Genomic DNA, 26,872 nt, shown 5'->3' with positions numbered 1-26,872 from the left:
GCCTCGAAAGCGATCGCTCGAAGCTTGCCTAACCGGCAGGTCGGAGCGCGACAACGGCCTGCCGACAACGATTCTGAAACGTGTTATCAGCGCAGATCCGCTATCGCTATGACGGCCGACACAGCCATGCAGTTAACGGATAGCGCACTCACGGGCTGACGGCCAGGAAGACGAATCCGGCGAACAACACGAGGTGAACGCCGCCCTGCAGCAGGGTGGCACGGCCCGGGACAACGGTCAGCACACCGACCACCACGGTCAGCGCCAGCAACACCATCTGGGTGGCCCCGAGCCCGAGCGTCAGCGGGCCGGAGATCCAGATCGAGGCCAGGGCGATGGCCGGAATGGTCAGTCCGATACTGGCCATGGCCGAGCCGAGAGCCAGATTGAGGCTGGTCTGCACGCGGTCGCGGCGGGCGGCGCGCACAGCGGCCAGCGTCTCCGGCAGCAGGACCAGCAGCGCGATCACCACGCCCACCGCCGATCGCGGCAGACCGGCGGCCGCGACACCGTGCTCGATCGACGGCGACACCAGCTTGGCCAGTCCGACCACCCCGATCAGGGCGACCACCAGCAGCACCAGGCTGCGCACGGCCGTCCGCGCCGACGGGCGATCCTCGTGCTCGACGTCGGCTCCGCCGGATTCCACCGGCAGGAAGTCGTCGCGATGCCGGACCGTCTGCACCATCACGAACAGCCCGTACAGCAGCAGCGAGGCCACCGCCGCGAAGGCCAATTGCGAGCCGGAGAACTCCGGCCCCGGCTTGCTCGTGGTGAACGTGGGCAGCACCAGGCTCAAGGTCGCCAGCGTCGCGACGGTCGCCAGCGCCGCGCCGGTGCCCTCGGCATTGAATACCGCCACGCGCCGCCGCAGGGCTCCGACCAGCAATGACAGCCCGAAAATGCCGTTGCAGGTGATCATGACCGCGGCGAATACGGTGTCGCGGGCGAGTGCCGCCGCGTCCTCGCCGCCGGAGGTCATCAGCATGACGATGAGCCCGACCTCGATGACCGTGACCGCGATCGCCAGGATCAGCGAACCGAACGGGTCACCCACCCGGTGGGCCACGACCTCGGCGTGCTGCACCGCCGACAGCACCGCGCCCGCCAGCGCGGCCGCGAGAAGGATGGACATCGGTCCGGTCGGGTGCGTCACCCAGGAAATCGCCAGAACCACGGCGGCGAGAAGGGGAACAACGGTCGTCCAATGTCTGTCGATCGCGCGCACCACGCCCTCCATGATCCCAGCGGAATCGGGCATTTCACGCAAAGGAGACAAGCCTCTCGGTCGGCCGGGACTCAGAGCATGCGGCGCGGGTGCAGCATGAGTCTGGCGCGGCGCACCGAGATCCGCGACCACACCGCCTGCTGTACGGCCAGCGTCGCCCAACCGGCCAGGGCCATGCCCGCCACGTTCACCAGCAATTGCAGGGAACTCTCCGCGATCGCCGAGCCGACGCCGAAGGCGATGCCCAGCGCGATATTTCCCGCGGCCGGAACCGTCGTCACGGAGATGAACACACCGGCCAGTCCGGTCGCTTTCGCGGAGGTCAGCGACAGCACCCCGGCGGCGCCGGCGACCAGCGCCACGATGAACGACCACTTGTCCGGGGAGTAGATGAAGGCCGTACCCGGCCGCGGGCCGACCACATCGTCGAGGGTGATCCAGCCCAGCGCCCGGCCGAGGACCGCCAGCAGCAGTGTGACGGCGATGGCCGCGACGAAGCCGAGCACCAATGTCCGGAACGCGAGCACGCCGAGCACGAACCGCCGCCGCACCATCGCCACGCCCAGTGCGGCGATGGCGCCGAACTCCGGTCCCAGCACCATCGCCCCGATGACGAGCACCTGCGAGTCGTTGACGATGGCGATACTCGCGATCACCGTCGCCAGGGTCATGAAACTCAGGTACGTCCAGTTGAGTTCGGTGGCCTCGTAGGAACGCTGCGCGACATCCGCCCACACCACCGAATCGGCGGCGCTACCCGGACAGCGCACCTCGGCCTCGAACCCGCCGCGCGACAACCAGGTGGGCACCGACTGGATCTCGATGCTCCCGCGCTGATGCACACCGAGGCCGCGCAGCCGGTCGACGATGTCGTTGGCCGCTTCCCGCGCGACATCCGCCATCACGACATCACCGGCCGGCCGCAGCGCCGCACCGCGCATGACCGCCAGACCGCTGACGCCGTCGTCACTGTCGAGAACACCGAGCACCCCGTCGGTCAGATCGGCCGGCGCCAGAATTCGCAGGTGGAGCATGCCCCCAGTCTGCCGCCCAAACACCCGCACCGCGCCGAACTTCGACCGCCGACGCGCCGCCGAGACCGGTGCGGCTCAGGCCAACTCGGCCATGTCGCCGGTGGGTAGCAGCGCCAGGAAGTTGCGGACCAGGGGGCGGTCGTCGGCTACTCGGTGGGCGACGTAAACCGTTGTGGTGGCTTCGGTTTCGGTCAGGGGCACGATGCGGACGGTCTGTGGGGCGGTGAAGGTCGCGCTGCGCGGTGCGACCGTGACGCCCAGGCCCTCACCGACGAGGTAGAGGATGGTGGTCCAGTTGTTGCCCTCCTGCACGATGCGGGGGCGGTGACCGGCTTCGATGAGGGGTCGGAGGTTCTTGTCGTGGGCGTGGCCACCGGCGGCGCGCGGGAAGAACACCAGTGGCTCGTCGGCGAGTTCGGCGCCGGTGAGCGCGTCGCGGCCCGCGAGCGGATGGTCGACGGGCAGCACCGCCATGAACGGCTCGGTGGCCAGCGGGAACACCACGGCGCCGGATTGCTCGTCGGGGTCGCGCACGATCACCATGTCGAGTGCGCCGTGCCCGAGCTGCGCCATCATGTGCGTGGTGTAGCCCTCGACCAGGTCGATCTGCACCAGCGGATAGCGATCCCGGAACCGCCGCACGCTGCGCAGTGGCTGCAGCGGCAGCACCGACGGAACGAAGCCGAGATAGAGCCGCCCCTGGCTGCCCTGGCCGATCCGCGCCACCTCGTCGAGGTCGCGGCTCGCGTGCCCGAGGATCGCCGCGGCCCGTTCGCGCAGCACCTCCCCGGCCGGAGTGAGCGCGACGCTGCGGGAGGTGCGGTCGAACAGCCGGGTCGCCAGCAGTGTCTCCAATCGCTGGATCTGCTGGGTCAGGGCGGGCTGGGCGATGTGTAGGCGAGCGGCCGCCCGGCCGAAGTGCAGTTCCTCCGCGACCGCCAGGAAGTAACGCAGATGACGCAGCTCCACACCGTCGTTCATAAGTTCAACGTATCAATCCGACCTATCAAGTATTGGACGTGATGATTCACGCGCGGGCATGCTGGCGGCGTGACACAGCAGATCGAATCATCCGAAGGGACCGGCACGATCGTGGTCGAGCCGATGTCGGGCCCGGCCGACGCCCGCGCGTTCAAGGAACTCAACGAGGCGTGGATCGTCGAGTTGTTCGCCCTGGAACCCGCCGACTCCGTCAAGCTCGACGATCCCGAACGCGAGATCGTCGGCAAGGGCGGGCAGGTGCTCATCGCCCGCGACGGCGCCGACATCGTCGGCTGCGTGGCACTGGTGCCGGAGGGGGACGGCGTCTTCGAGCTGTCGAAGATGGCGGTGGCCCGGGAGCGGCGCGGGCGCGGCCTCGGGCGCGTCATCCTGCGGGCGGCGATCGATTACGCCCGTCGCAGTGGGGCCACGGCGCTGTTCCTGGGCAGCAACAGCAAGCTGGCCGATGCCGTGCACCTCTACGAATCCATGGGTTTCGTGCACGTACCGAGCGACCGGATCGGGCCGATGCCCTACGCGCGGGCCGACGTGTTCATGAGTTACGACCTGGTCTGAGCTCGTCCAGGAAGTCGGCGATCGCGCGGGCCGTCCCGGCCGGGTCGTCGTCGTGAATCCAGTGGCCCGCGCCCGGGAACTCCACCAGACGGCTGCCGGGGCGGCGGGCGACCATCCGGGTCGCCAGGTCCGCGGGCAGCAGAGGGCTGTGCTCGCCGTGCAGAACCAGTGCGGGACAACTGGATTCGAGCCAGTCCGGCCACCAGTCGCCGACTCCCCCGGTCTGCACGGCCATCATGTCGTCCCAGTCGAACAGCAGCCGCCAGCCGTCGTCCGCGGGTTCGGCGCTCTGCATGAAGTAGCCGGGATCGGGGACTCCGCGAGCCCGGATCGCCTCGGCCAGTTGCTCTTTCGTGGGCGCGGCGGCGGGCCAGCCGCGCACGTCGAGCACCGGGTGGGCGATCTCCGGCGCGCGCATCACCGGGCCGACATCCTCGATGATCAACGCCGACACCAGGTCCGGGCGGCGCGCGGCCAGCCGGTAGGCGGTGATGCCGCCGTGCGAATGCCCGAGCACCACCATCGGTCCCAGACCGAGGCGCTCGATCAGCGCGGCGGCGTCCGCGACGAAGTCATCGGCGGTGTAGGTGGCGGTGCGGCCGCTGTGCCCGTGGCCGCGCTGGTCGGGGGCGAGCAGCCGGGCCCGGCCGTCCAGTTCGCGGGTCAGCCCGGCGAATACCGCAGCGCGCCCGAAACTTCCGTGCAGTGCGAGCACCGGCGGTCCGTCGCCGCCGAAGTCCGTCACCCTGATCGGAACGCCGTCGACGGTCATCGTCGCAGAATCACACACCCGACCATCCTCACCGCCGGCGCAAGCGAATTTCGCCCCGGCGGTCAGCGGTTCTGGTACCGCGCAAGGGCTTCGGACAGAACTCGCAGGCGTTGGTGCCGGAACTCGGGCATGTCGTGCTCCTGGGCGTGCAGCACGTCGAGGGCGGGATCGGCGCAGGCCCAGAAGCGCAGTTTGGCCTCCGTGCGCGGGGTGAGTTCGGTACCGCGGCAACGTTGTACGCGGTCGACGAAGTCGTGCCCGGCCTCCGGGTACAGGTAGCACAGGTCGTAATCCGGGTCGCCGATCGTCACGTCGCCGAAGTCGATCAACCCGGTGATCTCGGAGCCGGTGACGAGCAGGTGGTCCAGGCTCACATCGGCGTGGATCAGCGTGGGGCGATAGCCGAAGTTCGCGTCGTCGTCGAGGTAGCGCTCCCAGGCGGCCAGCAGCAGCGCCGCGTCGGACCGATCGAGCAACGGGATCACCTCGGCGCGAATGGTTTTCAGATCGTCGGCGAATTCGCCGCGCAGATCCCAGGTTCGGATGCCCAGCTCGCGCGCCCGGTCGACCGAGAAGGCGTGCACACCCTCGAGCGATTCCGCGATGCGCCGGTGGATCTCGGGCCGGTCCAGCAGTCCCCGCTCATGCCACTGCTCCTCGGACAGCGATTCGCCCGGGACGGCCGGGTAGACACAGAACTCGCCGGGGCCCAGTGGATTCGGCGCGGTGAACAGAAACCGCGGGATCGGCAGCGGCAGCCGAGCGGCCAACTCCGGCAGCAATCGGTGCTCCCGCGCGATGCCCTCGGCTCCGTGCGGATCCTGCGGCAACCGCAACACATACTCGCCCTCACCCCATTCGACCAGCAATGCCACGCTGTCCATCCCGGCGCCCAGCAGCTGCAACTCCCCGTCCGCCAACTCCGGCCGCGGCGACCCGGCCAGCGCCTCCCGAACCCGACCCGCCCAGCCGTCGGGAAGCACCACACTCGCACTCATATCCACCCCCGAATCCTACGGGCCGGTGGGGCTCAGGCTGGGCGGGCGACGAGTAGGTGAGCGGGGATGGGGCCGTTGCCGAGGGGGCGGTCCTCGACGGTGAAGCCGGCCCGTTCCAGGGCGTCGATCAGCTCCGGGACGGGGCGCAGCCGGAAACCGTAGGCGGTGAACGGCATTCGCGCCATAGCCGCGGGGTCGCCGATGCCCACGACGAGACGGCCCTCGGGGCGCAGCACGCGCGCGAGTTCCGCACAGGCGCGGTCCAGTTCGGTGACGAAGTACACCGTGTTCACGGTGATCGCGGCGTCCAAGCTCGCATCCGCCAGCGGCAGGTCGGTCAGTGAGCCCTCGAGGGCGCGCAGGCGGCCCGTGCCGACATCGGCGGAGAAGCGGGACTTGGCCCGCGCCAGCATGTCCGGTGAGATCTCCACCCCGTGCACGGTGCCGTTCGCACCGACGCGTTCGAGCAGCAGCGACAGTCCGACGCCGCCACCGAAGCCGATATCGGCCGCGGCCGCGCCCGAGCCGACCTCCGCGGCCGCCACAGCCGCCTCGATGACCGGACGATTGCCGCGATTGAGCATCGCCGCCACACCCTTGCCCAGCACTCCGTGCGGATTGCCGAGCTGACCTGCGACGGTGGACAACACGCGACCGACAAGGGGATTCACTCCACGCATGCTACCGGTGCCGCCCGCACGAGCGGTTCCGCGCGGCTTAGAGTCCGGTGCATGACGGATCTGTCGATCGGCGATCTGGCCGCACGATTCGGGATCGCCACCCACGTACTGCGGCATTGGGAGGACATGGGCCTGTTGTCGCCGCGGCGCGACTCCGGCGGCCGCCGCCGCTACAGCCCCGCGGATACCGAGACGGTGGGGCTGATCCTGGTCGCCAAGCGGGTCGGGATGTCGTTGGACGAGATTCGCGCCCTGTCCACCGCCACCGCGGATCGCGAGTCCCGCCGGAAACTGCTTCGCGCCCACCAGGACCGGCTCGAGGAGCAGATCGCCTGGGCACAGGCGGCGATGGCGACCATCGGGCACGCCGCGGACTGCACCGCGGAGAACCTGCGCGAGTGCCCCAACTTCCGCGCGCTGCTGGCGCGGGCCGTGCCCGAGCGCTGAACCGTCCCCTCCCCGGCGCCGCTGCCGCGCCCGCCTACTGTTTCGGTCGTGGACGACAACCGCACGCATCCGCACGAACCGCACACCGAGGGGCTCGCGTCGAGGCTGAACTGGCTGCGCGCCGGGGTGCTCGGCGCCAACGACGGCATCGTGTCCACCGCCGGGCTGGTCGTCGGTGTCGCGTCGGCCACCACCAGCACCGGGCCGATCCTCACCGCGGGCGTGGCCGGGCTGGTCGCGGGGGCGATCTCGATGGCGGCCGGGGAGTACGTCTCGGTGAGCACCCAGCGCGATTCCGAGAAGGCGCTGCTGTCGAAGGAGAAGCGGGAGCTGGCCACGGAACCGGACTACGAGCTGGCCGAACTCGCCGAGATCTACCGGCGCAAGGGCCTGTCCACGGCGACCGCGCGCAAGGTCGCCGAGGAACTCACCGCCTACGACGCCTTCGCCGCGCACGCCGAAGCCGAGCTCGGGCTGAACCCGAACGAGCTGACCAACCCGTGGCAGGCGGCGCTCTCCTCGGCGGTGGCCTTCACCTGCGGCGCCCTGCTGCCGCTGCTGGCGATCCTGCTGCCCCCGGCGACGTGGCGGGTGCCGGTGACGTTCACGGCGGTGCTGATCGCCCTCGCCGTCACGGGCTCGGTCAGCGCCCGGCTCGGCGGCAGCAACCCCCTGCGCGCCACCGCCCGCGTGGTCGTGGGCGGAGCGCTCGCCATGGCGATCACCTACGCCGTCGGCCAGATCCCCGGCATGTCGGGCCACTGAATCACTGGCCCGGCCCCCGCCCCACTGCCAGAGTGGAGGCCATGACCGAGCGAAAAGGACTGTTCTGGGACGGCGTCGAGGGCCGCGCACCGATCCCGCGGGCGGCGCAGACCCTCGGCTTCGAATTCCTTGAGGCCGATATCCCCAGTGGCACAATCGAACTCGCCTTCACCGCGACCGAGGCGTTCACCAACCCGCTCGGCGAGGTGCTGGGCGCCTTCGTCGCCGCGATGCTGTACGACACCGTGGGTCCCGCCCTGCTGGCAACGCTGGGTCCCGACGAGTTCCAGTCCACCCTCGACCTGCAGGTGAGTTTTCTGCGCCCGGCCCGCACCGGCCGGTTGCGCGGCACCGGCCGGGTAGTGCACCGCAACGGCGACATCGCCTTCCTCGCAGGCGAATTGCGCAACCCGGACGGTGAATTGATCGGCACCGCCACGGCCACCGCCCGGGTAATTCCCTTGGACCACTGAGCTCCCGGCTTGTCCGCCGACCGTCAGTCACGCAGCGGGAGCAGGCCGATCTCTCGTTTCGCCAGGTCCACCTTCGCCCTCGCCCGCCCGCGAGCCCGATTTGCGCCCTGCCGCAACAGTTCTCGTACCCGCTCCGGCTCGCGTGACAACTCGGCGTACCGCCGCTGGGCCGGGTCCAGCACAGCCACCACAGCATCCGCCACCGCCCGCTTCAGATCGCCGTAGCCGTCGAACTTCTCGGCCAGCAGCCCCGGTGCGGTACCGGCGCAGGCGCTCAGGATGGTCAGCAGGTTGCTCGGGCACCTGCGACTGCACCATGAACAAGCCGCCGTCCGGGTCTACGCCCGCGGCAAGGAGCAGCGTCGCGAATTCCAGTGTGCGCCTGCGTACTTCGTCGGGCTCGTGATGCAGGGTCAGGGCGTGCAGATCGCCGGAGGGGGTGAAGGCGGTGAGCCGGGGCATCGGAGGTTCCTTTCGGGTGGTGCCACCCGATCAGGCCACCGGTATGCGAAACGGCCGCCCGATCGGGGCGGCCGCAAGGGAGGAGACATGCGGGAGTGGGGCCGCCCTAGGGCAGCCACCAGGCCGGGAACGTGTCGGTCCGCATGGTCCCGAGGTTACCACCGCGGCATCGCGGCGACCAACCGATTAAGGACCAGTGATCCTGTATTGGATCTGTTTCGGGGGTCCAGTTGTGGACCATGCTGGTGCGATGTTGTTCCGCCGACTGTGTGCACTGTATGCCGGGCTGTGGTTGTACGGGTTCTCGATGGCCGTGATGATCCGAGCGGGGCTCGGGCTCGATCCGTGGGATGTGTTCCATCAGGGGGTGGCCGGGCAGGTGCCGCTGAGCTTCGGGACCGTCACCGCCGTGACCGGCGTGGCGGTGCTGCTGGCCTGGATCCCGTTGCGGCAGAAGCCGGGTCTGGGCACGATCAGCAATGTCGTGGTGATCGCGATCTCGGTCGACGCCGGGCTGTGGTTGCTCCCACAGCTCCACGCGCCGGCCGTGCGGGTGGGCGCGATGGCGGCGGCCGTGCTGCTCAACGCGGTCGCGACCGTGCTCTACATCGGGGCGGGCATGGGCCCGGGACCCCGCGACGGCCTGATGACCGGCCTGGTCCGGCGCACCGGGAAACCGGTGTGGGCCATCCGCACCGGCATCGAGGCAACGGTACTGGTGACGGGCTGGCTGCTAGGCGGCAGCGTCGGAATCGGCACCCTGGTGTACGCCTTCGGCATCGGGCCGCTGATCCACCTGCTGATCCCACTCGCCGACCGCTGGCTGCCCGGCTTCCGCACCCCGGAATCAGTTGTCGCGCACGATGATTCCAGCCGCCCGCGCGAAGGCCGGGGCCAGGTCGAACAGCTGCACGGGGCTGATGGTGGCGCCTCGTAGCGCCTCGATTCCGGCCGTGATGTCCAGGGTGACCGCGCCGCGCAGATCGACCTCGCGCAGCGTCGCCCTGTGCAGCGCGACCTGATCCAGCCGCGACCCGGGGAAACTGACGCGAGTGAGCTTGGCCTCGCCGAAATCGGTGTCGCGCAGGACGCAATCGGCGAAGGTGACATCCTGCAGCGCGGCATTACGCAGGTTCACCGAATCGAATTTGCAGCCCTCGAACCGGATCCGCCGCAGCCCGGCGCCGACGGCCTCCACGCCCGCCAGCGCGGAATCCACGAATTCACTGTTCAGCCAACTGGTTTGGCCGAGATTGGTGCCGATCAACCGGACATTGCGGAACCAGACGTCATCGAAGCGGGCATACCGCAGCATGCCGCCGCTGAACACGGCCTGGGTGAACGCCGACTCGGTGAATCTGGCGCCACGGGCGTCGATCGCCTCGAAGGCGGCCGAGTCGACGTGCACGCTCTCGTACTCGGTGTCGGATTCGGGTTCGGCGTCGAAGCCTTCCAGGAAGCGGGCGTACGGCAGATCGGCTAGGTCGCGGGGCACCCCTGCACCCTAGGCGACCCGCCGTTTCGCGCTCAGTCCAGATCGACGCGCACGGTGAGCAGGTCGGTGCCCATGATCCCGACGACCGCGCTGTTGCCGCGCGGCAATTCGCGCAGCCGCGCGCGGGCGTCGTCGTCGGGTACCGGATGGGCAGTGCCGGTGTGCCAGTGGCCGTGCAGCCGCAGCCGCACCCGGTTGTCGGCCCGGATGTTGCGGACGTACTGGGAGCGCTCGCCGAATTCAGAAACGAACCAGAACGAGTTGCCGACACGTCGCCCGCCGATCGGGGTCGTGCGCGGCTCGCCGCTCACTCGGCCGGTCGTCTCCAGCAGGGTCTGCGCACCCAGTCGCCGCAGGAGGGGATTGCCGATGTTGCGCTGGAAGGTCGTCACTACTCGGTGCTGGATATCGCGACGATTCGCCATGCGCCGACGGTAACACCGGCACCCGGAACGGGCATCCCGACACGGTGTGCGCGATTGCCCGGATTCCGGCCCCGGCGCACCGCCAAACATGCAGCGTGGCAACGTGTTCGGCCTCAGTCGCCCCGCGCCGCGGGCTTGACCACCGCGAGCACGTGCGTAGGATCAGTACCTCGACAGGCCCGGCCGATGTCGGGACAGGAGGGGCGGACGATGGGGAGACAGGCGGGCGGTCCCCGGCGAGGGAGCGCGCACGAGCCCCTGCCGGTCGGACGGATCCTCCAGCGCTGGCGTCAGGACGCGGCCCTGGATGTGACGGAACTGGCCGCCGCGGCGCATCTGTCCGAATCCCTGCTGCGCAAGGTCGAGTCGGGGCACCGGCCCGCGACCAGGAACACGATCGCCGCGCTCGCGCCGGTACTGCGGATCCCGGCGGCCGACACCCGGCAACTGCTGTCGCTGGTCGACCCCGCGCAGGCCCCGGCGTCCCGGCCCGAGGCGCCACGCGCACCGACGCCACGGGAACTGACCGTGCTGGACACCGATCCGTTCCCGGCCTGCTACATGATCACCCCGGCGGGACGGGATCTGATCGAGGGCGCGCTGCACCGGGTCGTCGCGACCAACGAGGCCTTCGACCGGTTCTTCCCCGGTCTCGGGCCCGGTGCAGGCGTGGTCGAGTACGAGGTGCTCACCCCGGCGGCGCGGGACGTGTTCGTGCGCTGGGAGGAGGACACCCACCATCTCGTGCGCGCGTGCCGCACGCAGCTGACCGGCTTCGCCCCCGAGATCCGGATCGAGGAGGTCAAGGCCCTGCTGCGGCAGAACCCGGACTTCGAGAACATGTGGGACACACCGTATCCCGCCGACCTGGACGATCGGGACACGGTGTGGGTGCGGGACATCTCCGACGGCACCGATTTCGAGATGGTGTTCCGGATGTCGCACGACGGGAGCCCGTTCCTGCACTGGGCGCTGCGGCCGGTCCGGCTCGCGGAGTACCTGAAGCGCTACCCGCCCGAGATCTACATGCCCCGCTGACCGCCGCTCACTCGGACGTTCTGCGGGTGAGGAGCATCGGCAGCGGCGGCGGGCGCAGACTGGCGGCGAGCCGAGGCCGCGGCGGGCGCTCCACCAGAGCTGGGGTGGGCCGCAAACGCCAGCGCGCGGCGATCGACGCCAGCGCGAGAGTCAGCTCGGTCATGGCGAAGTGCTCGCCGATACAGCGCCGGGCACCCTGGCCGAACGGCAGGTACGCCCCCGCGGGCAGGTCGCGGTCCCATTCCCACCGGCCGGGATCGAACCGGGCCGGACCCGGGTACAGGTCGGGCCGGTGGTGCACCAGATACGGGCTGACCACGAGCGTGGCCCCGGCGGGGATCCGATACCCGCCGAGCACCGTATCGGTCATCGCGGTCCGGGTGAGGATCCACACCGGCGGATACTTGCGCAGCGTCTCCACGGCCACCTGCCGGGTGTAGACCAGGCGCGGCAGGTGCTCGTGCGTGGCCACGTGGCCGGACAGCACGGCGTCGACCTCGGCGTGTAATTGCCGCTCGACGTCGGGGCGGGTGCCGATCAGCCAGAGCGCCCAGGCGAGAGCGGTTGCGGTGGTGTCGATTCCGGCGATCTGGAACAGCAGCAGCTGGTCGACGATCTCGGTGTCGGACAGGCCGGTCTGCCCGTCGCGGGCCGCCAGCAGCACCGACAGCAGATCGGCGGTGTCATCGCCCGCGGCCCGTCCCTCGGTCGCGGCGGTGGCGATCAGGGTGCGCAGCCGCAGGCTCGCCGCGTGGTAGCGGCGGTTGTCCGGCGTCGGCAGGCGGCCCAGCGCGGCGGGCAGCACCATGCGTTTGGCCGCGACCGCGACCAGGGTGTCGATATCCTCGAGAACCTGCCGCAGTTCGGCGGGCGCGAGCGCGGCGCGCTGAAACATCGTGCGGGCGAGGATCTTCGCCACCACGGTCATGGTCTCGGCGGTGACGTCGACGGTGGTCTCCGGCTGCCACCCCGCACACATCCCGGCGATCTCGTCGCTCATGTGCGCCGCGTAGGCGACCAGGCGCTGCTTGTGGAATGCCGGTTGCACCAGGCGTCGCTGCCGCCGGTGTTCGTCGTGCCGGCAGGTGGTCAGGCTGTTGCCGACCACCTCCTTGGCGCGCTCGAAGAATTGCCCGCCCTTGTCGAAATCCTCGCCGCGGCGCAGGATCTCGTGCGCCAGGTGTGCCGTGCACGCCACCAGGACCTCGGCCGGACCCATTCGCAGCGATACGAGATCGCCGGACGCGGGCAGGGTGGTCAGGAAGTCCAGGAAGTGCCGCATCCGGGGCAGATGACCGAGTACGGGGACCGCGCCGGGAGCGGCCGGAACAGCGGAAACGGCCGGTTCGGCCGCCGGAAAACGTTCGGACACTGCACTACTCCCAGAATTTCACGCCGAGCGTGGAAAACACTCGGCAATCGCCCTCCGCCCCGCCGGAAACCACTTGCCTTCCTTGCCGGATCAGTCAACCGCCGACGTTTCCGGGGTGTCAATTCACACCTTGTGCAAATCGTGCACCCGATTGCCGAACCGGGGTTCCCCCAGGCATTTTCACAAGATGTGCATTGACGTCCCGATGGTCGCGGCAGTTGACTGGTAACGCACGGACGGTAGCGATTTCGCGGTTCCGGAAGTGGGACCGTCCGGCCTCGGTACAGCCGTCTCGCCCGACGAGCCACACCGGCCTTTCCTACCGCACCCTCGGCGATTCGAGGGGTTTGCCGAAGACGTGGAGTGCAACCATGACCGTGTCCGATACGCTGCCCGGCCACCGCGCCGCGCAGACCGCCACTCTCGCGCTGCCCACGCGGCGCGAACAACCGTTCGTCATCGGTTACCTGCGCACCGATCTCTGCCCGCCGCGCACCAGCCTGCGCTGGGGCGCGGCCGAAGACGACGCGGAACAAGCGATCCGGGCCACGGCGGCCCGGCACGACTGGCACCTGCTGTACATCCTGCGGGTGCAACCGCAGCCCGATGTCATCGCCGAGCCGATCGAGCATCTGCTGAACTTCGCGCACATGATCGCGCCCGACGCGATCGTCGTGCCGAAACGGCTGCACCTGCGCGACGCCGGGGGTTCGGACTGTCTCGACGAGGTGTGCCGCGTGTGCCGGGTGGTGACGGCCGCACCGGAGAAGCTGTGGCCCTGCACGGGATCCGACCTCGCGTTCGACGACGTTGCCGACACCGATCCGACGGGGACCGCGTGGTGATCGGCTCACCGTTCGGCTGTCCGGAGGGGAACAGCCGAACGTCCGGGCGGGCCGAAAGTTATTGCACCGGTTCGAAGTCCGTCTTGCCGGTGTCGGTGAGGGCGTAGATTCCCGAGGCCAGGTCCAGCGCCGTCACGGTGCGGGCCGCCGCCTCGTCGATGTGGATGCGCGGCGGGTCCGGGTAGTCGCTCGGATCCGGGTAATAGGTGTCGGGACCGTAGAACTGGCCGTAGCGCAGGACCACGCCGCCCGCGCCGAGCACGGCCTCCTCCAGATATTCCTGGCCGGCCTTGCCCTCTCCGGTCATCTCCCACGCGACGCTTTGCGCCAGTACGCGTTTCGTGCCCGCGGCCCGCGCCGCCGCCAATAGGTTGGCGGTGCCCTCCCGCCGGATGCGCGCGTTCGCCGACCGTCCGGCGGGGAGGTCGGCGCGGTCGTCGGGAAGGTCCGTGAGCTGATGGATCACCATGTCGGGGGCGAAGGCGCGCACCGCCTGCTCCAGCCCCGCCGCGTCGTACACGTCACACACGACCGGCTCGGCCCCGAGTTCGGCCAGCTTCGACGCCTTGGCCGGGGATCTCGTCATCCCCGCGACCTCGCAGCCCACCGCGACCAACAGCGGCGTCAGCCGCACACCCAGCACACCACTGGCACCCGCCAAGAAGACTCGCACAGTCGCCACCATAACCGGTCGCACTCCGGCGACATCTTCACAGCAGGCAGAGCAGGATCCCCGACGCCGCGGTGGCGGCGATCAGCAAGGGGCCGCTGACACCCAGCGCGATCCCGGTGAGCAGCCCGGCGCGGGCCTGGACGTGCCATCCGGCGCGCGGCGCGGCCAGGCGTTCGGCGCGGGCCAGCACGTCGGCGCCGCTCGCGGCGAGCGCACCCGTGGGCGCCGTGCCGGAGAGCGCGAGCAGCCCCGACAGCAGCGGGGCGCGGCCGTGCCGGCGCACGGCAGAGTCGTCGGCGCACATCTCCAGCAGCCGGGCCACCTCGCGCGCGCCGACGGTGCACAACCGCAGCCGCGGGAACGTCGTCGCCAGGCCGCGCATGATCGTCAGCAGCAGCGGATGCCGGTGCCGCAGGTGCGCGTGTTCGTGCGCGAGCACCGCGGCCAGCTCGTCGTCGGCCAGCGCCGCCAGCGCGCCGCTGGTCACCACGACGACATTCGGGACGCCTTCCACGCAGTAGGCCGCGCGCTCCTCGGACTCCAGCACCACCACATCGGCGACCTCGTGCCGGTGCACCCGGCGACCGGTCAGCCGCAGCGCCTCGGCGTGTTCCCGCGCGCGCAGCCGCATCCGCCGATGCAGCCGGGTCAATCGGACGCCGAGCACCAGCGCCGCCACCGTCAGCGCGCCGGTCACCGCCATCAGGCCGAGCTGGGCCGCGAAACCGGCGTGGCCGACCGCGATCTCCTCGGCCTCGTGCAGTCCGGACAGCACCGGCCCGTCCGGCCGGAACCAGGAGTGTGTGAGATCGGCCAGCGCCACGACCAGCGCGACGCTCCACGAGCCCAGCACGCTCACGATCAATGTCAGCCAGGCCAGCACGCCCAGCCGCGGCAGCACCCCGTGCCGCGTCAGTCGCGGCAGCAGCCGGGGCGCGGCCGTCGCCACCACGACGGCGTAGAGAAACAGCCCGATCGCGACGCTCACGCCCGCACCTCACCGGTCGGCGCGACCATCCATCGGACGGTTCCGAGCGAATTCATGTTCCCCTCGCCAATCTCCGCAGTGCCGCACGCAGCCGATCGGACTCCTCGGGCCCGATCTGCTCGACGAAGTGGGCCAGCACCAGTTCCGAGCGGCCGCCGTCGTCCAGCGCTTCCCGCATCAGCCGCGCGCTGTGTTGCTCGCGGGTCAGGGTGGGCCAGTAGCGGAACGCCTTGCCCTCGCGGCGGCGCTTCAGCCAGCCCTTCCGGTGCAGGTTGTCCATGGTCGACATGACGGTCGTGTACGCGATATCGCGTTCCCGCGTCAGTTCGTCGAACAGTTCCCGGACGGTGGTCGGATCGCCGTCCCGATTCCAGAGACGGTCCATGACCACCGACTCGAGTTCCCCGAATCCGCGCGTGCGCACCGTACCTCCTCGTCGTGCCGCCGCTCCGGCGACCGGACGGCTTACTGGACATAGTATCTACGTACTTAGACAGTAAATAGGCCCGCGAAACCGGCGATGTCACTTGACCCACCCGGAAACCGTCATCTACTGTCTACGTACGTAGATAGTAGAACATGCTTCGGCGGATCGCTCCCTCAGGCGACCGCCGGGGGTCACGACGCGACCGGCCGGTCGTGCACGGTATTCCGGGCTTCCCTCATCGTCCCGGGCCGCCGTCGGCGCCAGGGGACAACCAATGCGCCGCACACCCGGTCACCGCGCTCGCGACCAGCACCGCCCCGGGCTCCCGCGCCGGCACGCCGGACCCCGGGGCGGTCGCATGCCTGGACCACTGTGCGCCCCCGCGCGATTCCCCGCAGGGAATGGCGCCGCCCCCGCGCGACGGTGAGGATGGGCTCCATGACAACCACCGTGGCCGATCCCGGCCCGTTCGCCCGGGAGTTGCGCCGGTGGCGCGGACTGCGCCGCTGGAGTCAGCTGGACCTGGCGCTGCGCGCCGACACCACCCAGCGCTACCTGAGCTTCCTCGAACAGGGACGGTCCCGGCCGGGCCGCGAGATGGTGGTCCGGCTGGCCGAATCGCTGGAACTGTCACTGCGCGAACGCAATGCGCTGCTGATGTCGGCCGGCTACGCCCCCGCCTTCGATGAAACCGAGTGGCGCGCACCGCGACTGGAGCCGGTGCGGGAGGCGCTGCGCGGCATCCTCGACGGGCACATGCCGTATCCCGCGCTGATCGTGGACCGGCACAGCACGCTGATCGAATCCAACGCCGCCTTCGACATCTTCTTCGACTACTGCGCGCCCGAACTGCTGCGGCCGCCGGTCAATGTGCGGCGCCTGGCCCTGCACCCGGACGGCCTCGCACCGCGGGTGCTCAATCTGCCCGAATGGGGCCGGCACGTCACCGAGTCGCTGCACCGCCGCCTGCGCACCAGTCCCGACCCGGAACTCGAGGCCTTGCTCACCGAGCTGGAGAGCTATCTGCCGCCGGTCACGCCCGGCCCCGGCTACCTCGGTTTCGCGGTGCCGCTGCGGCTGCGCGGCGACGACGGCGAATTGCGGCTCATCACCACCCTCACCTCGTTCGCCACCGCGACCGATGTCTCCCTGTCGGAATTGCACCTGGAGGCGTTCCTGCCCGCGGACGCGGAGACCGCGCGAATACTGCGCGAGCGCGCCGCGCGGTGAGGCGACGGCCGGGCAGCCGCGCTCACCGCGGCTTCCGCGCGGTCAGGATTCCCGCGCCGTACCGGCTCGCGCGGAATTCCGGCGTCTGGAATCCCACACCGACGAGGGTGTCGGCGTAGCGGCGGATATCCACGTCGAGAAACGGGTCACGCTGCGCCGCAGCCTTTTCGGAGCCGTTGCGTGCGCGCGACACCCGGCCCATGACGTCGGCGACGGCCCGCATCAGACCGGTCGGATGGGCATCGGCGAGCAGCAATCGTCCGCCGGGTCGCAGCACCCGGTACATCTCGGCGAGCGCGTCCGCCCGCCGCTCGGCCGCGACGTGGTGCATGACGAAAGTGCAGGTCACTACGTCGAATTCGGCATCGGGCACCGGGAGTGACTGCGCCGCACCGACTTCGAAGCCGGTATTCCCCGCGGCCGCGTGCACCCGGGCGTAGTCGACCATTGCCCGGGACGCATCGATGCCGAGCACGCTGCCGTCCGGGCCGACCGCCGCGGCCAGCGCGGCAGCCAATTTGCCAGGCCCACTGCCGATATCGAGTACGCGATCACCGGGTACCGCGCCGCCGACGGCGACCAACTCGGACAGCAGGCGACGGTGCCGCCCGCCGAAGAGCACCGCGGTCAAGGCGTTGTAGCGGCGCGGACTGGTGATCAGCAGCCCGTTGTCGTCGGAAACGGTCACGGGGAACAGCTGTATGTTTCGGGACATGTGTTCATCATCGGAACGGCGTGGCGGCCGGACCAGAACCGAAACCCACGGATCCGTCCGGTTCGGCACGATTCCTCGAATTCTGTCCGGGAACACCGGGAGACAGCGATGACCGAGCCCGCCGACCGGCGTGTGCGCCGCACCCGCCGGGCGCTGCACCAGGCCTTGATCGGCCTCATGCTCGAGCGCGGTTACGCCCGAATCACGGTGCAGGACATCCTCGATCGCGCCGATGTCGGCCGCTCCACGTTCTACGCCCACTTCCGGAACAAGGACGACCTGCTGGTGGGCAGCAGCACCGACTACCTGCGCCAGGCGGTGGCCGAGACCGTGCCGCGCACCGCGCCGCCGCTGGCTCCGGCGCGCACCCTGCTGCGGCTCGCGGCCGAACATCCGGACCTCTATCGCGCGCTGATCGGCCCCAAGAGCGGCGCCGTCCCGTTGCGCGCGACCCAGCAGATGATCGCCGGAATGCTGGACGACCACCTGCGCGAGCGCCTCGACCTGCCCGACGCCGAATTCGCCGACACCGTGGCATTCCTGTCCTGGGGACTGCTCGGGTTGATCGGCGCGGTGATCGACCCCCGGCATCCCACCCCGCCCGACACGGCGTTCCGCCGCCTCGAAGGACTGGTAGGGCGCGGCCTGGGATAAACGCATACTTGCCCGCGAATACTCGTAGACGTATATTCGTACACGAGTAAGGAGGTGTGATGGCCAAGAAGCGGAAGGTGGGAAACCTGCTCGCGCTGGCGGTGCTCGCGGTGCTGTTCGAGCGGCCGATGCACCGCTACGAGATCGCGGCCACGCTGAAACAGCGCGGCAAAGAGCGCGACATGGACATCAAGTGGGGCTCGCTCTACACCGTGGTGCAGAACCTGGAGAAGCACGGCTTCCTCGAGGTCGTCGGCAGCGAGCGCGACGGCGCCCGGCCCGAGCGCATCATCTACCGCATCACCGAGGCGGGCCGCGCCGAACTCGACGACTGGACCCGCGAACTGGTCGCCACACCCGAACCCGAGCACCACCGGTTCGTCGCCGGCCTGTCCATCCTGGGACTGCTGCCGCCCGATGACGTGATCGCCCTGCTGAGCGAGCGGCTGCGTCGGCTGGAGACCATCATCGCCGGTGAGCGCGAGTCGATCGCGGCGCAGCGCGCGGTCATTCCCCGCTTGTTCATCGTCGAATCCGAATTCCAGCTCGCGATGCTGGAGGCCGAGGCCCGCTGGGCGGCGGCACTGCGCGACGAGCTGACCGCGGGCGCTTTTCCCGATATGGACCTGTGGCGGCGCATGCACGCCGAGGGCGTCGAACCCGCCGAGATCGTCGAAATGGTCGAAAGGGGGGACTTCACGCTGTCGACGGACACCTGATCACCAGGCGTCCCTACCGAACCGGGCCCGGAGAGGTGCGGCAACACCCCGCCGAGCCCGATCTTTTCACCCTCTCGAACCGCATTCGCGCAGGCGAACCCGGCCCAAGTGTGGCAACTACAGGATAACGGGGCACCCTGCGCGGATCGGTTCGGGCAACCGAACCCACCAGGGAGAACACTTATGTCCATTCGGACCGCACTGGTCATCGGCGGCGGCATCGCCGGTCCGGTGACCGCCACCGCGTTGCAGCGAGTAGGCATCGAGGCCCGCGTCTACGAGGCGTATCCGGGCCCGGCATTCAATATCGGCAGCGCGCTCGGTTTCGCACCCAACGGGCTGACCGCGCTCGACATCATCGGCGCCGGCGACGCCGTGCGCAAGGTCGCGCTGCCGATGACCGACACCGTGATGTCGCTGGGGCGCAAGCAGATCACCATGCCCGCGCTGCCCGGCGTGGAGCCGTTGCAGGTGGTCGACCGCAGCAGTCTGCACGAGGTGCTGCACGACGCCGCGGTCGCGGCGGGCGTGGCGTTCGAGTACGGCAAGCGGCTGGTCGGCGTCGACGAGCACGCCGACGGCGTGACCGCCCGCTTCGCCGACGGCTCCACCGCCACCGCCGACATCCTGGTCGGCGCGGACGGCATCAAGTCGCTGGTGCGCACCCTGATCGACCCGCAGGCCCCGGCCGCCGACTATCTCGGCATGCTCGGCTTCGGCGCCTACACCCGCTGTTCGTTCGATCTGGCGCCGCAGACCATGGTGTTCGCGTTCGGCAAGAACGCCTACTACCTGTACTGGTCGCTGCCCGACGGCCGGATCGGCTGGGGCGTGAATCTGCCCCACAAGCAGTATCTTTCGCTGTCGGAGGCCCGCCAGGTGCCTGCCGAACAGTGGTTGCGGATCCTGCGCGAGACCTACGCCGACGACGTCCCGGGCGGCGAGCTGGCCCGCAGCACGGCTCCGGAGGATCTGGCCGTGACCGGCGCCCTGCACATCATGCCGCCGGTGCCGACCTGGCATCGCGGCCGGATGGTGCTGGTCGGCGACTCGGTGCACGCGCCGTCGAACAGCACCGGGCAGGGCGCGTCCCTGGCCATCGAGAGCGGCATCCAGCTGGCGCGCTGCCTGCGCGACTGCGACGATCCCGCAACGGCTTTCGCCACCTACGAGCGGATCCGGCGGCCCCGGGTGGAGCGCATCGCGGCCCGGGGCGCGAAGATCAGCCACAGCAAGACCGTCGGCCCGGTCATGCGCCGGATGATGCCGGTGCTGATGCCGCTGGCGGGCAAGCTGATGAAGCTGGAGAAGACCATGATCCGGGAGCAGAGCTACGCCATCGACTGGGACGCGCCGGTCGATGTCGGGGACGAACTCGCCCGCGCCTGAGCATGATTCGCGTATCCCGCCCGCTTCTAGCGGCGGGCGGGATCGCGGTCAGCGCGCGTGGGCGGCCGGGAGCACGTCGGGGCGCTCGGTCTCGTCGAGCAGTTTCGCCACGATGTTGTCCAGCGCCCGGTCCAGCAGGACCCGGTCGTCGGGATCGGCGCAATCCCAGTCGTCGACGTATTCGCACAACCAGCGGCGCCAGGCAGCGAAGATCCGATCGAATTCCGCCTGCCCGGCGTCGGTGAGATCCAGCAGCGCACCGTCGAATTCGACGTAGCCGTTGCGAACGGCCTTGTCGTACACCGGTTCCAGCACCTCGGGCGGCATCCAGTGGGCGCGGGCGATCGCCGCCAGCGTCGCACCGCCCCGCACCCGGTTCAGCATCTCCACCTGCCCGATCGCCCACGCCTGATCGCGCGAGAGAGTGCTGTCGGCGGCGGCCAGGATGCGCGGATCGGGTAGCTCGTCGTCGCGCAGCCGGCGCAGCACGCTGGCCAGCGAATGTTCCAGCCGCACCGCGCGATCCGTGGAATCCGGCACGGCGAAGCCGCCGCCCACGTCGGTGGCCTCGGCGCGGGCGCTGTCGCGCAGCGGCACCTGCCGCAGGAACCACGCGACGAGAAATCCGAGCACCGCCACCGGAACCACCCAGCGGAACACGTAATCGATGGTCTGGGCGTAGGCGTCGACGATCGGGATGCGCTGCGCCTCCGGAAGTTTGTGCAGCAGTTGGGGACTGCCCGCCGCGGCCGGCGGCACCCCCGGATCCTGCGCGAGCGCCCGCTCCAGGTTCGGCCCGATCCGGCCGCTGTAGAGGGTCCCGAAGATCGCGGTGCCGAAGGTGCTGCCGACGGTCCGGAAGAAGGTCACGCCCGAGGTCGCGGTGCCGAGATCGGTGTAGGGCACGGTGTTCTGGACCACGATGGTGAGCACCTGCATGGCCAGCCCGATACCCAGACCAAGGATCAGCATGTACAGCGACTCCAGCCAGACGCCCGTGGTGCGGTCCATGGTCGACATCAGATACAGCCCCAGCGCCATGACGGCGGTGCCTGCGACCGGAAAGTACTTGTACTTACCGGTTTTCCCGACCACCTGGCCGGAGATGATCGACGTCGTGAACAACCCCACCACCAGCGGCAGCGTGCGCACGCCCGACGCGGTCGCCGACACTCCGTTCACATACTGCAGATACGCGGGCAGATAGGTCATCGCGCCGAGCATCGCGAAGCCGACGATGAAGCTGAGGATCGAGCAGACGGTGAACACGTTGCTGCGGAACAGGTGCATCGGCAGCATGGGCTCCGCCGCCCGCAACTCCACGAAGACGAAACCGGCCAGCAGCGCCACCGCCGCCGCGAACAGCCCGATGATCGTCGCCGAGCCCCACGGATACTCCTGCCCGCCCCATTCCAGCCCCAGAATCAGGCAGCTCACCCCGACCGCCACCAGCGCGATCCCGGCATAGTCGACCACCGGCCGCACCGCCGCGCGCACTGCCGGAATCGCCCGCGCCGCAACGACAATCATCAGGATCGCGAGCGGCACGTTCACATAGAAGCACCAGCGCCAGCTGGCGTGGTCGGTGAACAATCCGCCCAGCGTCGGGCCGACCACGGTGGTGACGCCGAAGACCGCGCCCAGCGCGCCCTGGTATTTCCCGCGCTCCCGCAGCGGGATGACATCGGCGATCAACGCCATCGACGTCACCATCAGCCCGCCCGCGCCGACGCCCTGAATCGCGCGCGCGATCACCAGCAGCGTCATGCCGTGCGCCAGCCCGGCCACCATCGAACCGATGATGAAGACCAGCCCGCTGAGCTGGAACACCAGCTTGCGGCCGAACAGGTCGCCGAACTTTCCGGCCAGCGCGGTCGCCACCGCCTCCGCCAGCAGATACGAGGTGACCACCCAGGCCATGTGCCCGGCGCCGCCGAGGTCGGCGACGATCGTCGGCAGCGCGGTGGACACGATGGTCTGATCGAGCGCGGCCATGAGCATGCCCAGCACGACGGTGCCGAAGACCACATTGGCGCGGGCGTGGCTCACGGGTTCGGGGGCGTCGGCGACTGCGGCGGCAGCGGTCATTAGCTCAGTATGTGCCGGGAGGCCGTATTCTTCCCGCAGACACGGCAGCGAGCCAGCTCGACGCGGGTCAGGGATGTTAGCCATGAAGTATCGGCACGTCAGCCGTGTCGGATGCTGTTCCCGGAACTTACTCTGGAGTAAGGTCGGGGTGAGAGAATGCACCGACGCTTCTCGTACACGGTAGGGCAGTGAGGTCTCGACATGGCGTGGAACCCCAGCGAAATTCCGGACCTGACCGGGCGGACGTTCGTGATCACCGGAGCCAACGGCGGCATCGGCAAGCACACCAGTCGGGTGCTGGCCGCCAAGGGCGGCACCGTGATCATGGCCTGCCGCAACACCACCAAGGCTCAGCAGATCGCCGACGGCCTCGCGGGCGATGTCCGGGTGGCCGCGCTGGATCTGGCCGACCTCGCCTCGGTGCGCGAATTCGCCGACCGGACGGGTGAATTCGATGTGCTGATCAACAACGCCGGGCTGATGAACATCCCGTTCTCCCGCACCAAGGACGGCTTCGAAACCCAGTGGGGCGTCAATCATCTCGGCCACTTCGCGCTGACCGGCCTGCTGCTGGACCGCATCGGGGACCGGGTGGTGTCGCTGTCCAGCATCGCGCACAAGCAGACCCCGAAGCTCTGGGTCGACGACCTGAACTACGAGCAGCGCAAGTACCAGCGCAACCTCGCCTACGCGCAGGCCAAGCTGTCGAATCTGATGTTCGCCCGCGAGCTGCAGCGGCGGCTGGCCGAGTCCGGCTCGGCGAAGAAGTCCTACGCGGTGCACCCGGGTGTCTCGGCGACCGACCTCTTCACCCGGACCGAGACGCCGATCGACAAGGTCGCCAAGCCGTTCATCGCGACGGTCGGGCACTCCCCCGCCAAGGCCGCCGAGTCGAGCCTGTTCGCCGCCACCACGCCCGACGCCGATCCGAACACCTATTGGGGTCCGACCTGGATGTTCGGCGCACGCGGCCCGGTCAAGCCCTCGCCGTCGAACAAGCTGTCGCAGGACCGCGAGTTGTGGCGGCGACTGTGGGAGGAATCCGAGCGGCTGACGGGCGTCACCTACAAGTTCTGACGGCCTCGGACTCGGGAGGGCCTGCCACTACGTACCGCGTAGTAGACGAGTACCGTGGTAGGCGTGTCCGCTCCACACCGCCGCCCGGCTCTGATCATCCTGGTGATCGTCGCCGCGCTGGTCTGCCTGGCGCTCGGCTGGTGGCAGTGGGGCCGGTTCGAATCGTCGACCGGCACGGCGCAGAACCTCGGTTACGCCCTGCAATGGCCGCTGTTCGCGGGGTTCGTGGTGTTCGCCTACTTCCGGTTCGTGCGCCTGGAGCGGGAGACCGCGGCGGAGGAGGCGGGCGAGGAGAGCATTGCCACGCCGACCGACAAGAGCGTGAAACCCCTACCGCCACGCGAGATTCCGCCCGGCATCCTGCCCGCACGGCCGACCGCGCGCCGCGACGACGACCCGGTCCTCGCCGAATACAACCGCTATCTGGCGGAGCTGAACGCTCAGGACATGCGGCAGCAGCTCGACAGCGGCTCACCCGGCGCGAGGTCCACGCCGTCTCCTCACCCTTCATCCATCGCCTCATTCGAGAGGAGCGCCGGTTGAGCGCCGCCGAGAACTCCACCGACACCACCCCGGACACCGAGCCCGCCGACGCCACTCCGGGCGCCACCGACACGTCAGCAGTGACGACCGCGGCCGCTGCGACGTCCGCCGACAATCCCGCCACCGGCACGACGGCGCAGCCGCGCGCCGCTGCTGCGAGCACGGCGCGGATCCGTTCGGCGCTCACCCGCTACCGGGTGCTGGCCTACATCACCGGTGTGTGGCTGCTGCTTCTCTGCGCCGAGATGGTCTACAAGTACCTGCTGCTCGAGGACAGCAGCACGGCGCCGCACTGGTTGTTCTACGTCGGCCAGATCCACGGCATCTTCTACATGCTGTACCTGGTGTTCACCATTGATCTGGCGATCAAGACCCGCTGGAAGCCCGGCACCACGGTCGTCACCGCCCTCGCCGGCACCATCCCGTTCCTGTCCTTCGTATGCGAGCACTACCGCACCCGCCAGGTCCGAGCCGCCCACAACCTCTGAGCGTTCAGGCCCGAGCCTGCTACAACCTCTGAGCATTCAGGCCCGAGCCGCCTACGGCCTTTGTATTGCCCGTCAGGGCCCGGCGAGTTCGGCGAGGGCGGGGAGCAAGGCGCGCAGGGCGCGGCCGCGGTGGGATGCGGCATCCTTTTCGGCGGCGGTGAGCTGGGCCGAGGTGCGAGTCTCGGCTTCCGGGACGAACAGGGGGTCGTAGCCGAAACCGTTGTCGCCCAGGGGCTCTCGGCGGATCACCCCGGGCCATTCGCCGACCGTGACGACCTCGCGGCCCTCGGCGACCAGGGCACACGCGGAGACGAACCGCGCCCCGCGGCGCTCGTCGGGAACGTCGGACAACTGCGCCAGGAGCAGGTTGTTGTTGGCGGCGTCGTCGCCGTGGCCCCCCGACCAGCGCGCCGACAGCACCCCGGGCATGCCGTTGAGCGCGTCCACCGCGAGACCGGAATCGTCCGCGACACAGGCCAACCCGGTGGCCGCGGCGCCGTCGCGCGCCTTGGCCAGTGCGTTCTCCTCGAAGGTCGCGCCCGTCTCGGGGGCCTCCGGGTAGGGCGGCACCTCGTTCAGGCCCACGATCTCCAGGCCCTCGATACCGGCTTCGGCGAGGATGCGCCGCAATTCGTCGAGCTTCTTGGCATTGCGGCTGGCGACCAGCACGCGCCGCCGCTCGGTCATTTCCGCTTCTCCGGCTCCGGCAGCACACCGGGATACGGCAGCGCCAGCGCCTCCTTCTGCACTGCGAACAACTGCTCGCAACCGGCCAGCGCGGAATCGAGCAGTTTGTCCAGCGTGGAGCGGGGGAAAGTAGCGCCCTCACCAGTGCCTTGGATCTCCACCAGCGTTCCGGTATCGGTGGCCACCACGTTCATGTCGACCTCGGCGCGCGAGTCCTCCTCGTACGGCAGGTCCAGCCGCACCCGGCCGTCGACCACGCCCACGCTGACCGCGGCGATCATGCACGAGATCGGTTGCGGGTCGGCCAGTTGCCCGGCCGCGCCCAAGTAGGTGACGGCGTCGGCCAGCGCCACGTACGCGCCGGTGATGGCGGCCGTGCGGGTACCGCCGTCGGCCTGCAGCACGTCGCAGTCGAGGGCGATGGTGTTCTCGCCGATCGCGGCCAGGTCGATGCAGGCGCGCAGCGACCGCCCGACCAACCGGCTGATCTCCTGCGTGCGCCCACCGACCTTGCCCTTCACCGACTCTCGTCCGCTGCGGGTGTGGGTGGCCGCGGGCAACATCGCGTATTCGGCTGTGAGCCAGCCCAATCCGGAGTCACGCCGCCACGGCGGCACGCCCTCGGTGACGCTCGCGGTGCACATCACCCGCGTCTGCCCGAACTCCACCAGCACCGATCCCGCTGGATGCGTGGTGAACCCACGGGTGATCCGGACCTCGCGGAGTTCGTCGTCCGCCCTGCCATCGGCTCGTCTCGACACGAGGAGCAGCCTAGTGGGCCGGTTAAATCTCGAAGACCTCGCCCGGCGACACGGCGTGCACGGGCCCGCTGAACTGTTCCTTCGCCTCCGCGATCACGTCCTCGCGCGAGGTCCACGGCGGGATGTGGGTCAGCAGCAGTTCGCCGACGCCGGCGCGGGTGGCGATCTCCCCGGCCTCGGCGCCCGAGAGGTGAATACCCGGCGGGCGATTGGCCGGGTCGTGCGTCCACGACGCCTCGGACAGCAGGACGTCGGCGCCCTGCGCGAGTTCGAAGACGGCCGGGCACAGCGCGGTGTCGCCGGTGTAGACCAGGACCCGGCCGGACGCGGTGGTGAGCCGCAGGCCATAGGACTCCGGCGGGTGGAACATGCGCCGGGCGAGCACGGTATGCCCCTGGCCGAAGGGGATCTGCTCGCCCTCCGACCACGGCCGCATATCGATGACATCGGACCAGTCGTCGCATTCGCCGCCGACCTCGGCCGAGGCGTTGCCGATGCGCAGCGCGGAATCCGACGGCCCGTACACGACCGCGCGACCACTCGGCGGATTCGGATGATAACGCCGCCAGACCAGCAGGCCCGGCAGATCCAGGCAGTGGTCGGCGTGCAGATGGGTGAGGAAGATGTTCACCTCACCGGGATCCAGATGGCGCTGCAGCGCGCCCAGGATGCCGGGACCGAAATCGATCACCGTCGGTGTCATGTCCGGACCGGTGAGCAGATAACCCGACGCGGGGGAATCCGGGCCGGACACACTGCCCGAACACCCGAGGACGGTGAGGCGCATTCCCCCATGCTGCCACGCTGAATTCTCACTCAAGAGGGGATCCCCCAAACACCGG

Annotated in this window: 32 protein-coding genes; 14 read left to right on the top strand and 18 right to left on the bottom strand. The window is 69.6% G+C overall.

From position 1 onward, the window contains the following. Positions 1-148 precede the first annotated feature (148 nt). The 3 genes from ACFMRZ_RS28660 to ACFMRZ_RS28650 form a co-directional block, all read right to left on the bottom strand. Positions 149-1,240: a calcium:proton antiporter gene (locus ACFMRZ_RS28660; RefSeq protein ID WP_400182996.1), complete on the bottom strand. Its 1,092-nt coding sequence runs from the start codon at positions 1,238-1,240 to the stop codon at positions 149-151. Positions 1,241-1,299: 59 nt separating this feature from the next. Beyond that, positions 1,300-2,262 (bottom strand): DUF389 domain-containing protein, encoded by a 963-nt coding sequence (locus tag ACFMRZ_RS28655; RefSeq protein WP_400181449.1) that lies wholly within the window; start codon positions 2,260-2,262, stop codon positions 1,300-1,302. 75 nt (positions 2,263-2,337) lie between these two features. After that, entirely contained in the window at positions 2,338-3,243 is a 906-nt protein-coding gene (locus tag ACFMRZ_RS28650; RefSeq protein ID WP_400181448.1) for a LysR family transcriptional regulator, read from the bottom strand. Between the two features lie 69 nt (positions 3,244-3,312). Between ACFMRZ_RS28650 and ACFMRZ_RS28645 the strand changes: the two genes are divergently transcribed. After that, positions 3,313-3,819 (top strand): GNAT family N-acetyltransferase, encoded by a 507-nt coding sequence (locus ACFMRZ_RS28645; RefSeq protein WP_400181447.1) that lies wholly within the window; start codon positions 3,313-3,315, stop codon positions 3,817-3,819. Here ACFMRZ_RS28645 and ACFMRZ_RS28640 read toward each other — a convergent pair. From ACFMRZ_RS28640 to ACFMRZ_RS28630, 3 genes are all read right to left on the bottom strand, one after another. Then, positions 3,797-4,591 (bottom strand): alpha/beta fold hydrolase, encoded by a 795-nt coding sequence (locus ACFMRZ_RS28640; protein ID WP_400181446.1) that lies wholly within the window; start codon positions 4,589-4,591, stop codon positions 3,797-3,799. The two genes, ACFMRZ_RS28645 and ACFMRZ_RS28640, sit on opposite strands and share 23 nt — an antisense overlap. 62 nt (positions 4,592-4,653) lie before the next feature. Next, positions 4,654-5,589 carry a phosphotransferase family protein gene (locus tag ACFMRZ_RS28635; protein ID WP_400181445.1) on the bottom strand — a complete coding sequence of 312 codons (936 nt, stop codon included), beginning with the start codon at positions 5,587-5,589 and terminating at the stop codon, positions 4,654-4,656. 32 nt (positions 5,590-5,621) lie between these two features. Further along, positions 5,622-6,269, bottom strand: a complete 648-nt coding sequence (locus ACFMRZ_RS28630; RefSeq protein WP_400181444.1) for a class I SAM-dependent methyltransferase — start codon at positions 6,267-6,269, stop codon at positions 5,622-5,624. 51 nt (positions 6,270-6,320) lie between these two features. Here ACFMRZ_RS28630 and ACFMRZ_RS28625 point away from each other — a divergent pair, with 51 nt between their 5' ends. From ACFMRZ_RS28625 to ACFMRZ_RS28615, 3 genes are read left to right on the top strand one after another with little or no spacing between them, the layout of a single operon-like run. After that, complete coding sequence (locus tag ACFMRZ_RS28625; protein WP_280272132.1) at positions 6,321-6,716, top strand: MerR family transcriptional regulator; 396 nt, start codon at positions 6,321-6,323, stop codon at positions 6,714-6,716. Between the two features lie 48 nt (positions 6,717-6,764). Next, positions 6,765-7,481 carry a VIT family protein gene (locus ACFMRZ_RS28620; protein WP_280369839.1) on the top strand — a complete coding sequence of 239 codons (717 nt, stop codon included), beginning with the start codon at positions 6,765-6,767 and terminating at the stop codon, positions 7,479-7,481. A 41-nt stretch (positions 7,482-7,522) separates the two neighbouring features. Further along, positions 7,523-7,954 (top strand): PaaI family thioesterase, encoded by a 432-nt coding sequence (locus ACFMRZ_RS28615; RefSeq protein ID WP_400181443.1) that lies wholly within the window; start codon positions 7,523-7,525, stop codon positions 7,952-7,954. 23 nt (positions 7,955-7,977) lie between these two features. Here the strand turns inward: ACFMRZ_RS28615 and ACFMRZ_RS28610 are convergent, their stop codons facing one another. Then, on the bottom strand, positions 7,978-8,142 hold the full coding sequence (locus ACFMRZ_RS28610) for a hypothetical protein (RefSeq protein WP_400181442.1): 165 nt from the start codon (positions 8,140-8,142) through the stop codon (positions 7,978-7,980). 524 nt (positions 8,143-8,666) lie between these two features. Between ACFMRZ_RS28610 and ACFMRZ_RS28605 the strand changes: the two genes are divergently transcribed. Next, complete coding sequence (locus ACFMRZ_RS28605) at positions 8,667-9,353, top strand: YitT family protein (RefSeq protein WP_400181441.1); 687 nt, start codon at positions 8,667-8,669, stop codon at positions 9,351-9,353. Here the strand turns inward: ACFMRZ_RS28605 and ACFMRZ_RS28600 are convergent. Continuing rightward, complete coding sequence (locus ACFMRZ_RS28600) at positions 9,264-9,911, bottom strand: pentapeptide repeat-containing protein (RefSeq protein WP_400181440.1); 648 nt, start codon at positions 9,909-9,911, stop codon at positions 9,264-9,266. The genes ACFMRZ_RS28605 and ACFMRZ_RS28600 overlap by 90 nt on opposite strands. A 32-nt stretch (positions 9,912-9,943) precedes the next feature. Continuing rightward, positions 9,944-10,336 carry a nitroreductase/quinone reductase family protein gene (locus ACFMRZ_RS28595; protein WP_280272127.1) on the bottom strand — a complete coding sequence of 131 codons (393 nt, stop codon included), beginning with the start codon at positions 10,334-10,336 and terminating at the stop codon, positions 9,944-9,946. A gap of 210 nt (positions 10,337-10,546) precedes the next feature. Between ACFMRZ_RS28595 and ACFMRZ_RS28590 the strand changes: the two genes are divergently transcribed. Then, a complete protein-coding gene (locus ACFMRZ_RS28590; protein ID WP_400181439.1) occupies positions 10,547-11,374 on the top strand; it encodes a helix-turn-helix domain-containing protein in 828 nt (275 codons plus the stop codon). Between the two features lie 7 nt (positions 11,375-11,381). On the opposite strand, the gene ACFMRZ_RS28585 is transcribed toward ACFMRZ_RS28590, so the two are convergent. Further along, the gene (locus ACFMRZ_RS28585) at positions 11,382-12,746 is read right to left on the bottom strand and encodes a cytochrome P450 (RefSeq protein ID WP_400181438.1); all 1,365 of its coding nucleotides are present in this window, start codon (positions 12,744-12,746) and stop codon (positions 11,382-11,384) included. A gap of 371 nt (positions 12,747-13,117) precedes the next feature. On the opposite strand from ACFMRZ_RS28585, the gene ACFMRZ_RS28580 reads away from it, so the two are divergent. Next, positions 13,118-13,591 carry a hypothetical protein gene (locus ACFMRZ_RS28580; protein WP_400181437.1) on the top strand — a complete coding sequence of 158 codons (474 nt, stop codon included), beginning with the start codon at positions 13,118-13,120 and terminating at the stop codon, positions 13,589-13,591. A 58-nt stretch (positions 13,592-13,649) separates the two neighbouring features. Here the strand turns inward: ACFMRZ_RS28580 and ACFMRZ_RS28575 are convergent, their stop codons facing one another. The 3 genes from ACFMRZ_RS28575 to ACFMRZ_RS28565 are packed head-to-tail and all read right to left on the bottom strand — an operon-like array spanning position 13,650 to position 15,676. Next, a complete protein-coding gene (locus ACFMRZ_RS28575) occupies positions 13,650-14,264 on the bottom strand; it encodes an NAD(P)H-binding protein (protein ID WP_280369854.1) in 615 nt (204 codons plus the stop codon). Between the two features lie 37 nt (positions 14,265-14,301). After that, entirely contained in the window at positions 14,302-15,252 is a 951-nt protein-coding gene (locus tag ACFMRZ_RS28570) for a M48 family metalloprotease (RefSeq protein ID WP_280272122.1), read from the bottom strand. A gap of 52 nt (positions 15,253-15,304) precedes the next feature. Further along, positions 15,305-15,676 (bottom strand): BlaI/MecI/CopY family transcriptional regulator, encoded by a 372-nt coding sequence (locus tag ACFMRZ_RS28565; protein WP_187684930.1) that lies wholly within the window; start codon positions 15,674-15,676, stop codon positions 15,305-15,307. Between the two features lie 441 nt (positions 15,677-16,117). Between ACFMRZ_RS28565 and ACFMRZ_RS28560 the strand changes: the two genes are divergently transcribed. Next, on the top strand, positions 16,118-16,909 hold the full coding sequence (locus ACFMRZ_RS28560) for a helix-turn-helix domain-containing protein (protein ID WP_400181436.1): 792 nt from the start codon (positions 16,118-16,120) through the stop codon (positions 16,907-16,909). A gap of 22 nt (positions 16,910-16,931) precedes the next feature. On the opposite strand, the gene ACFMRZ_RS28555 is transcribed toward ACFMRZ_RS28560, so the two are convergent. Then, entirely contained in the window at positions 16,932-17,624 is a 693-nt protein-coding gene (locus ACFMRZ_RS28555; protein WP_400181435.1) for a class I SAM-dependent methyltransferase, read from the bottom strand. Positions 17,625-17,732: 108 nt separating this feature from the next. Here ACFMRZ_RS28555 and ACFMRZ_RS28550 point away from each other — a divergent pair, with 108 nt between their 5' ends. The 3 genes from ACFMRZ_RS28550 to ACFMRZ_RS28540 all read left to right on the top strand — a co-directional run bounded on the left by ACFMRZ_RS28550 (position 17,733) and on the right by ACFMRZ_RS28540 (position 20,386). Then, a complete protein-coding gene (locus tag ACFMRZ_RS28550) occupies positions 17,733-18,278 on the top strand; it encodes a TetR/AcrR family transcriptional regulator (protein ID WP_400181434.1) in 546 nt (181 codons plus the stop codon). 59 nt (positions 18,279-18,337) lie between these two features. Continuing rightward, entirely contained in the window at positions 18,338-18,997 is a 660-nt protein-coding gene (locus tag ACFMRZ_RS28545) for a PadR family transcriptional regulator (RefSeq protein ID WP_400181433.1), read from the top strand. 183 nt (positions 18,998-19,180) lie between these two features. Continuing rightward, positions 19,181-20,386 carry an FAD-dependent oxidoreductase gene (locus ACFMRZ_RS28540; protein ID WP_400181432.1) on the top strand — a complete coding sequence of 402 codons (1,206 nt, stop codon included), beginning with the start codon at positions 19,181-19,183 and terminating at the stop codon, positions 20,384-20,386. A 48-nt stretch (positions 20,387-20,434) separates the two neighbouring features. Here ACFMRZ_RS28540 and ACFMRZ_RS28535 read toward each other — a convergent pair whose 3' ends face one another. Then, positions 20,435-22,474 carry an MDR family MFS transporter gene (locus ACFMRZ_RS28535; protein ID WP_400181431.1) on the bottom strand — a complete coding sequence of 680 codons (2,040 nt, stop codon included), beginning with the start codon at positions 22,472-22,474 and terminating at the stop codon, positions 20,435-20,437. A 201-nt stretch (positions 22,475-22,675) separates the two neighbouring features. Here ACFMRZ_RS28535 and ACFMRZ_RS28530 point away from each other — a divergent pair, with 201 nt between their 5' ends. The 3 genes from ACFMRZ_RS28530 to ACFMRZ_RS28520 all read left to right on the top strand — a co-directional run bounded on the left by ACFMRZ_RS28530 (position 22,676) and on the right by ACFMRZ_RS28520 (position 24,582). Continuing rightward, positions 22,676-23,551: an oxidoreductase gene (locus ACFMRZ_RS28530; RefSeq protein ID WP_400181430.1), complete on the top strand. Its 876-nt coding sequence runs from the start codon at positions 22,676-22,678 to the stop codon at positions 23,549-23,551. A gap of 63 nt (positions 23,552-23,614) precedes the next feature. Then, positions 23,615-24,094, top strand: coding sequence for a transcriptional regulator (locus tag ACFMRZ_RS28525; protein ID WP_400181429.1), 480 nt, complete (start codon positions 23,615-23,617; stop codon positions 24,092-24,094). Positions 24,095-24,264: 170 nt separating this feature from the next. After that, positions 24,265-24,582 carry a DUF3817 domain-containing protein gene (locus ACFMRZ_RS28520; RefSeq protein ID WP_400182995.1) on the top strand — a complete coding sequence of 106 codons (318 nt, stop codon included), beginning with the start codon at positions 24,265-24,267 and terminating at the stop codon, positions 24,580-24,582. Positions 24,583-24,654: 72 nt separating this feature from the next. Here ACFMRZ_RS28520 and rdgB read toward each other — a convergent pair whose 3' ends face one another. Genes rdgB through ACFMRZ_RS28505 form a run of 3 tightly spaced genes read right to left on the bottom strand, consistent with a single transcriptional unit; the run spans position 24,655 to position 26,817 of the window. Further along, complete coding sequence (rdgB, locus tag ACFMRZ_RS28515; RefSeq protein WP_400181428.1) at positions 24,655-25,269, bottom strand: RdgB/HAM1 family non-canonical purine NTP pyrophosphatase; 615 nt, start codon at positions 25,267-25,269, stop codon at positions 24,655-24,657. Continuing rightward, positions 25,266-26,030, bottom strand: coding sequence for a ribonuclease PH (rph, locus tag ACFMRZ_RS28510; RefSeq protein ID WP_280272112.1), 765 nt, complete (start codon positions 26,028-26,030; stop codon positions 25,266-25,268). Before rph ends, rdgB begins: the two co-directional genes overlap by 4 nt. Before the next feature lie 22 nt (positions 26,031-26,052). After that, on the bottom strand, positions 26,053-26,817 hold the full coding sequence (locus tag ACFMRZ_RS28505) for a cyclic nucleotide-degrading phosphodiesterase (protein WP_400181427.1): 765 nt from the start codon (positions 26,815-26,817) through the stop codon (positions 26,053-26,055). Between the last annotated feature and the right edge of the window lie 55 nt (positions 26,818-26,872).

The sequence above is a fragment of the Nocardia sp. N2S4-5 genome (assembly GCF_044628355.1).
Lineage (GTDB): Bacteria > Actinomycetota > Actinomycetes > Mycobacteriales > Mycobacteriaceae > Nocardia > Nocardia wallacei_B.
The sequence above is the reverse complement of the archived record's forward strand: the minus strand, read 5'-3'. Positions and strand labels throughout refer to the sequence as shown.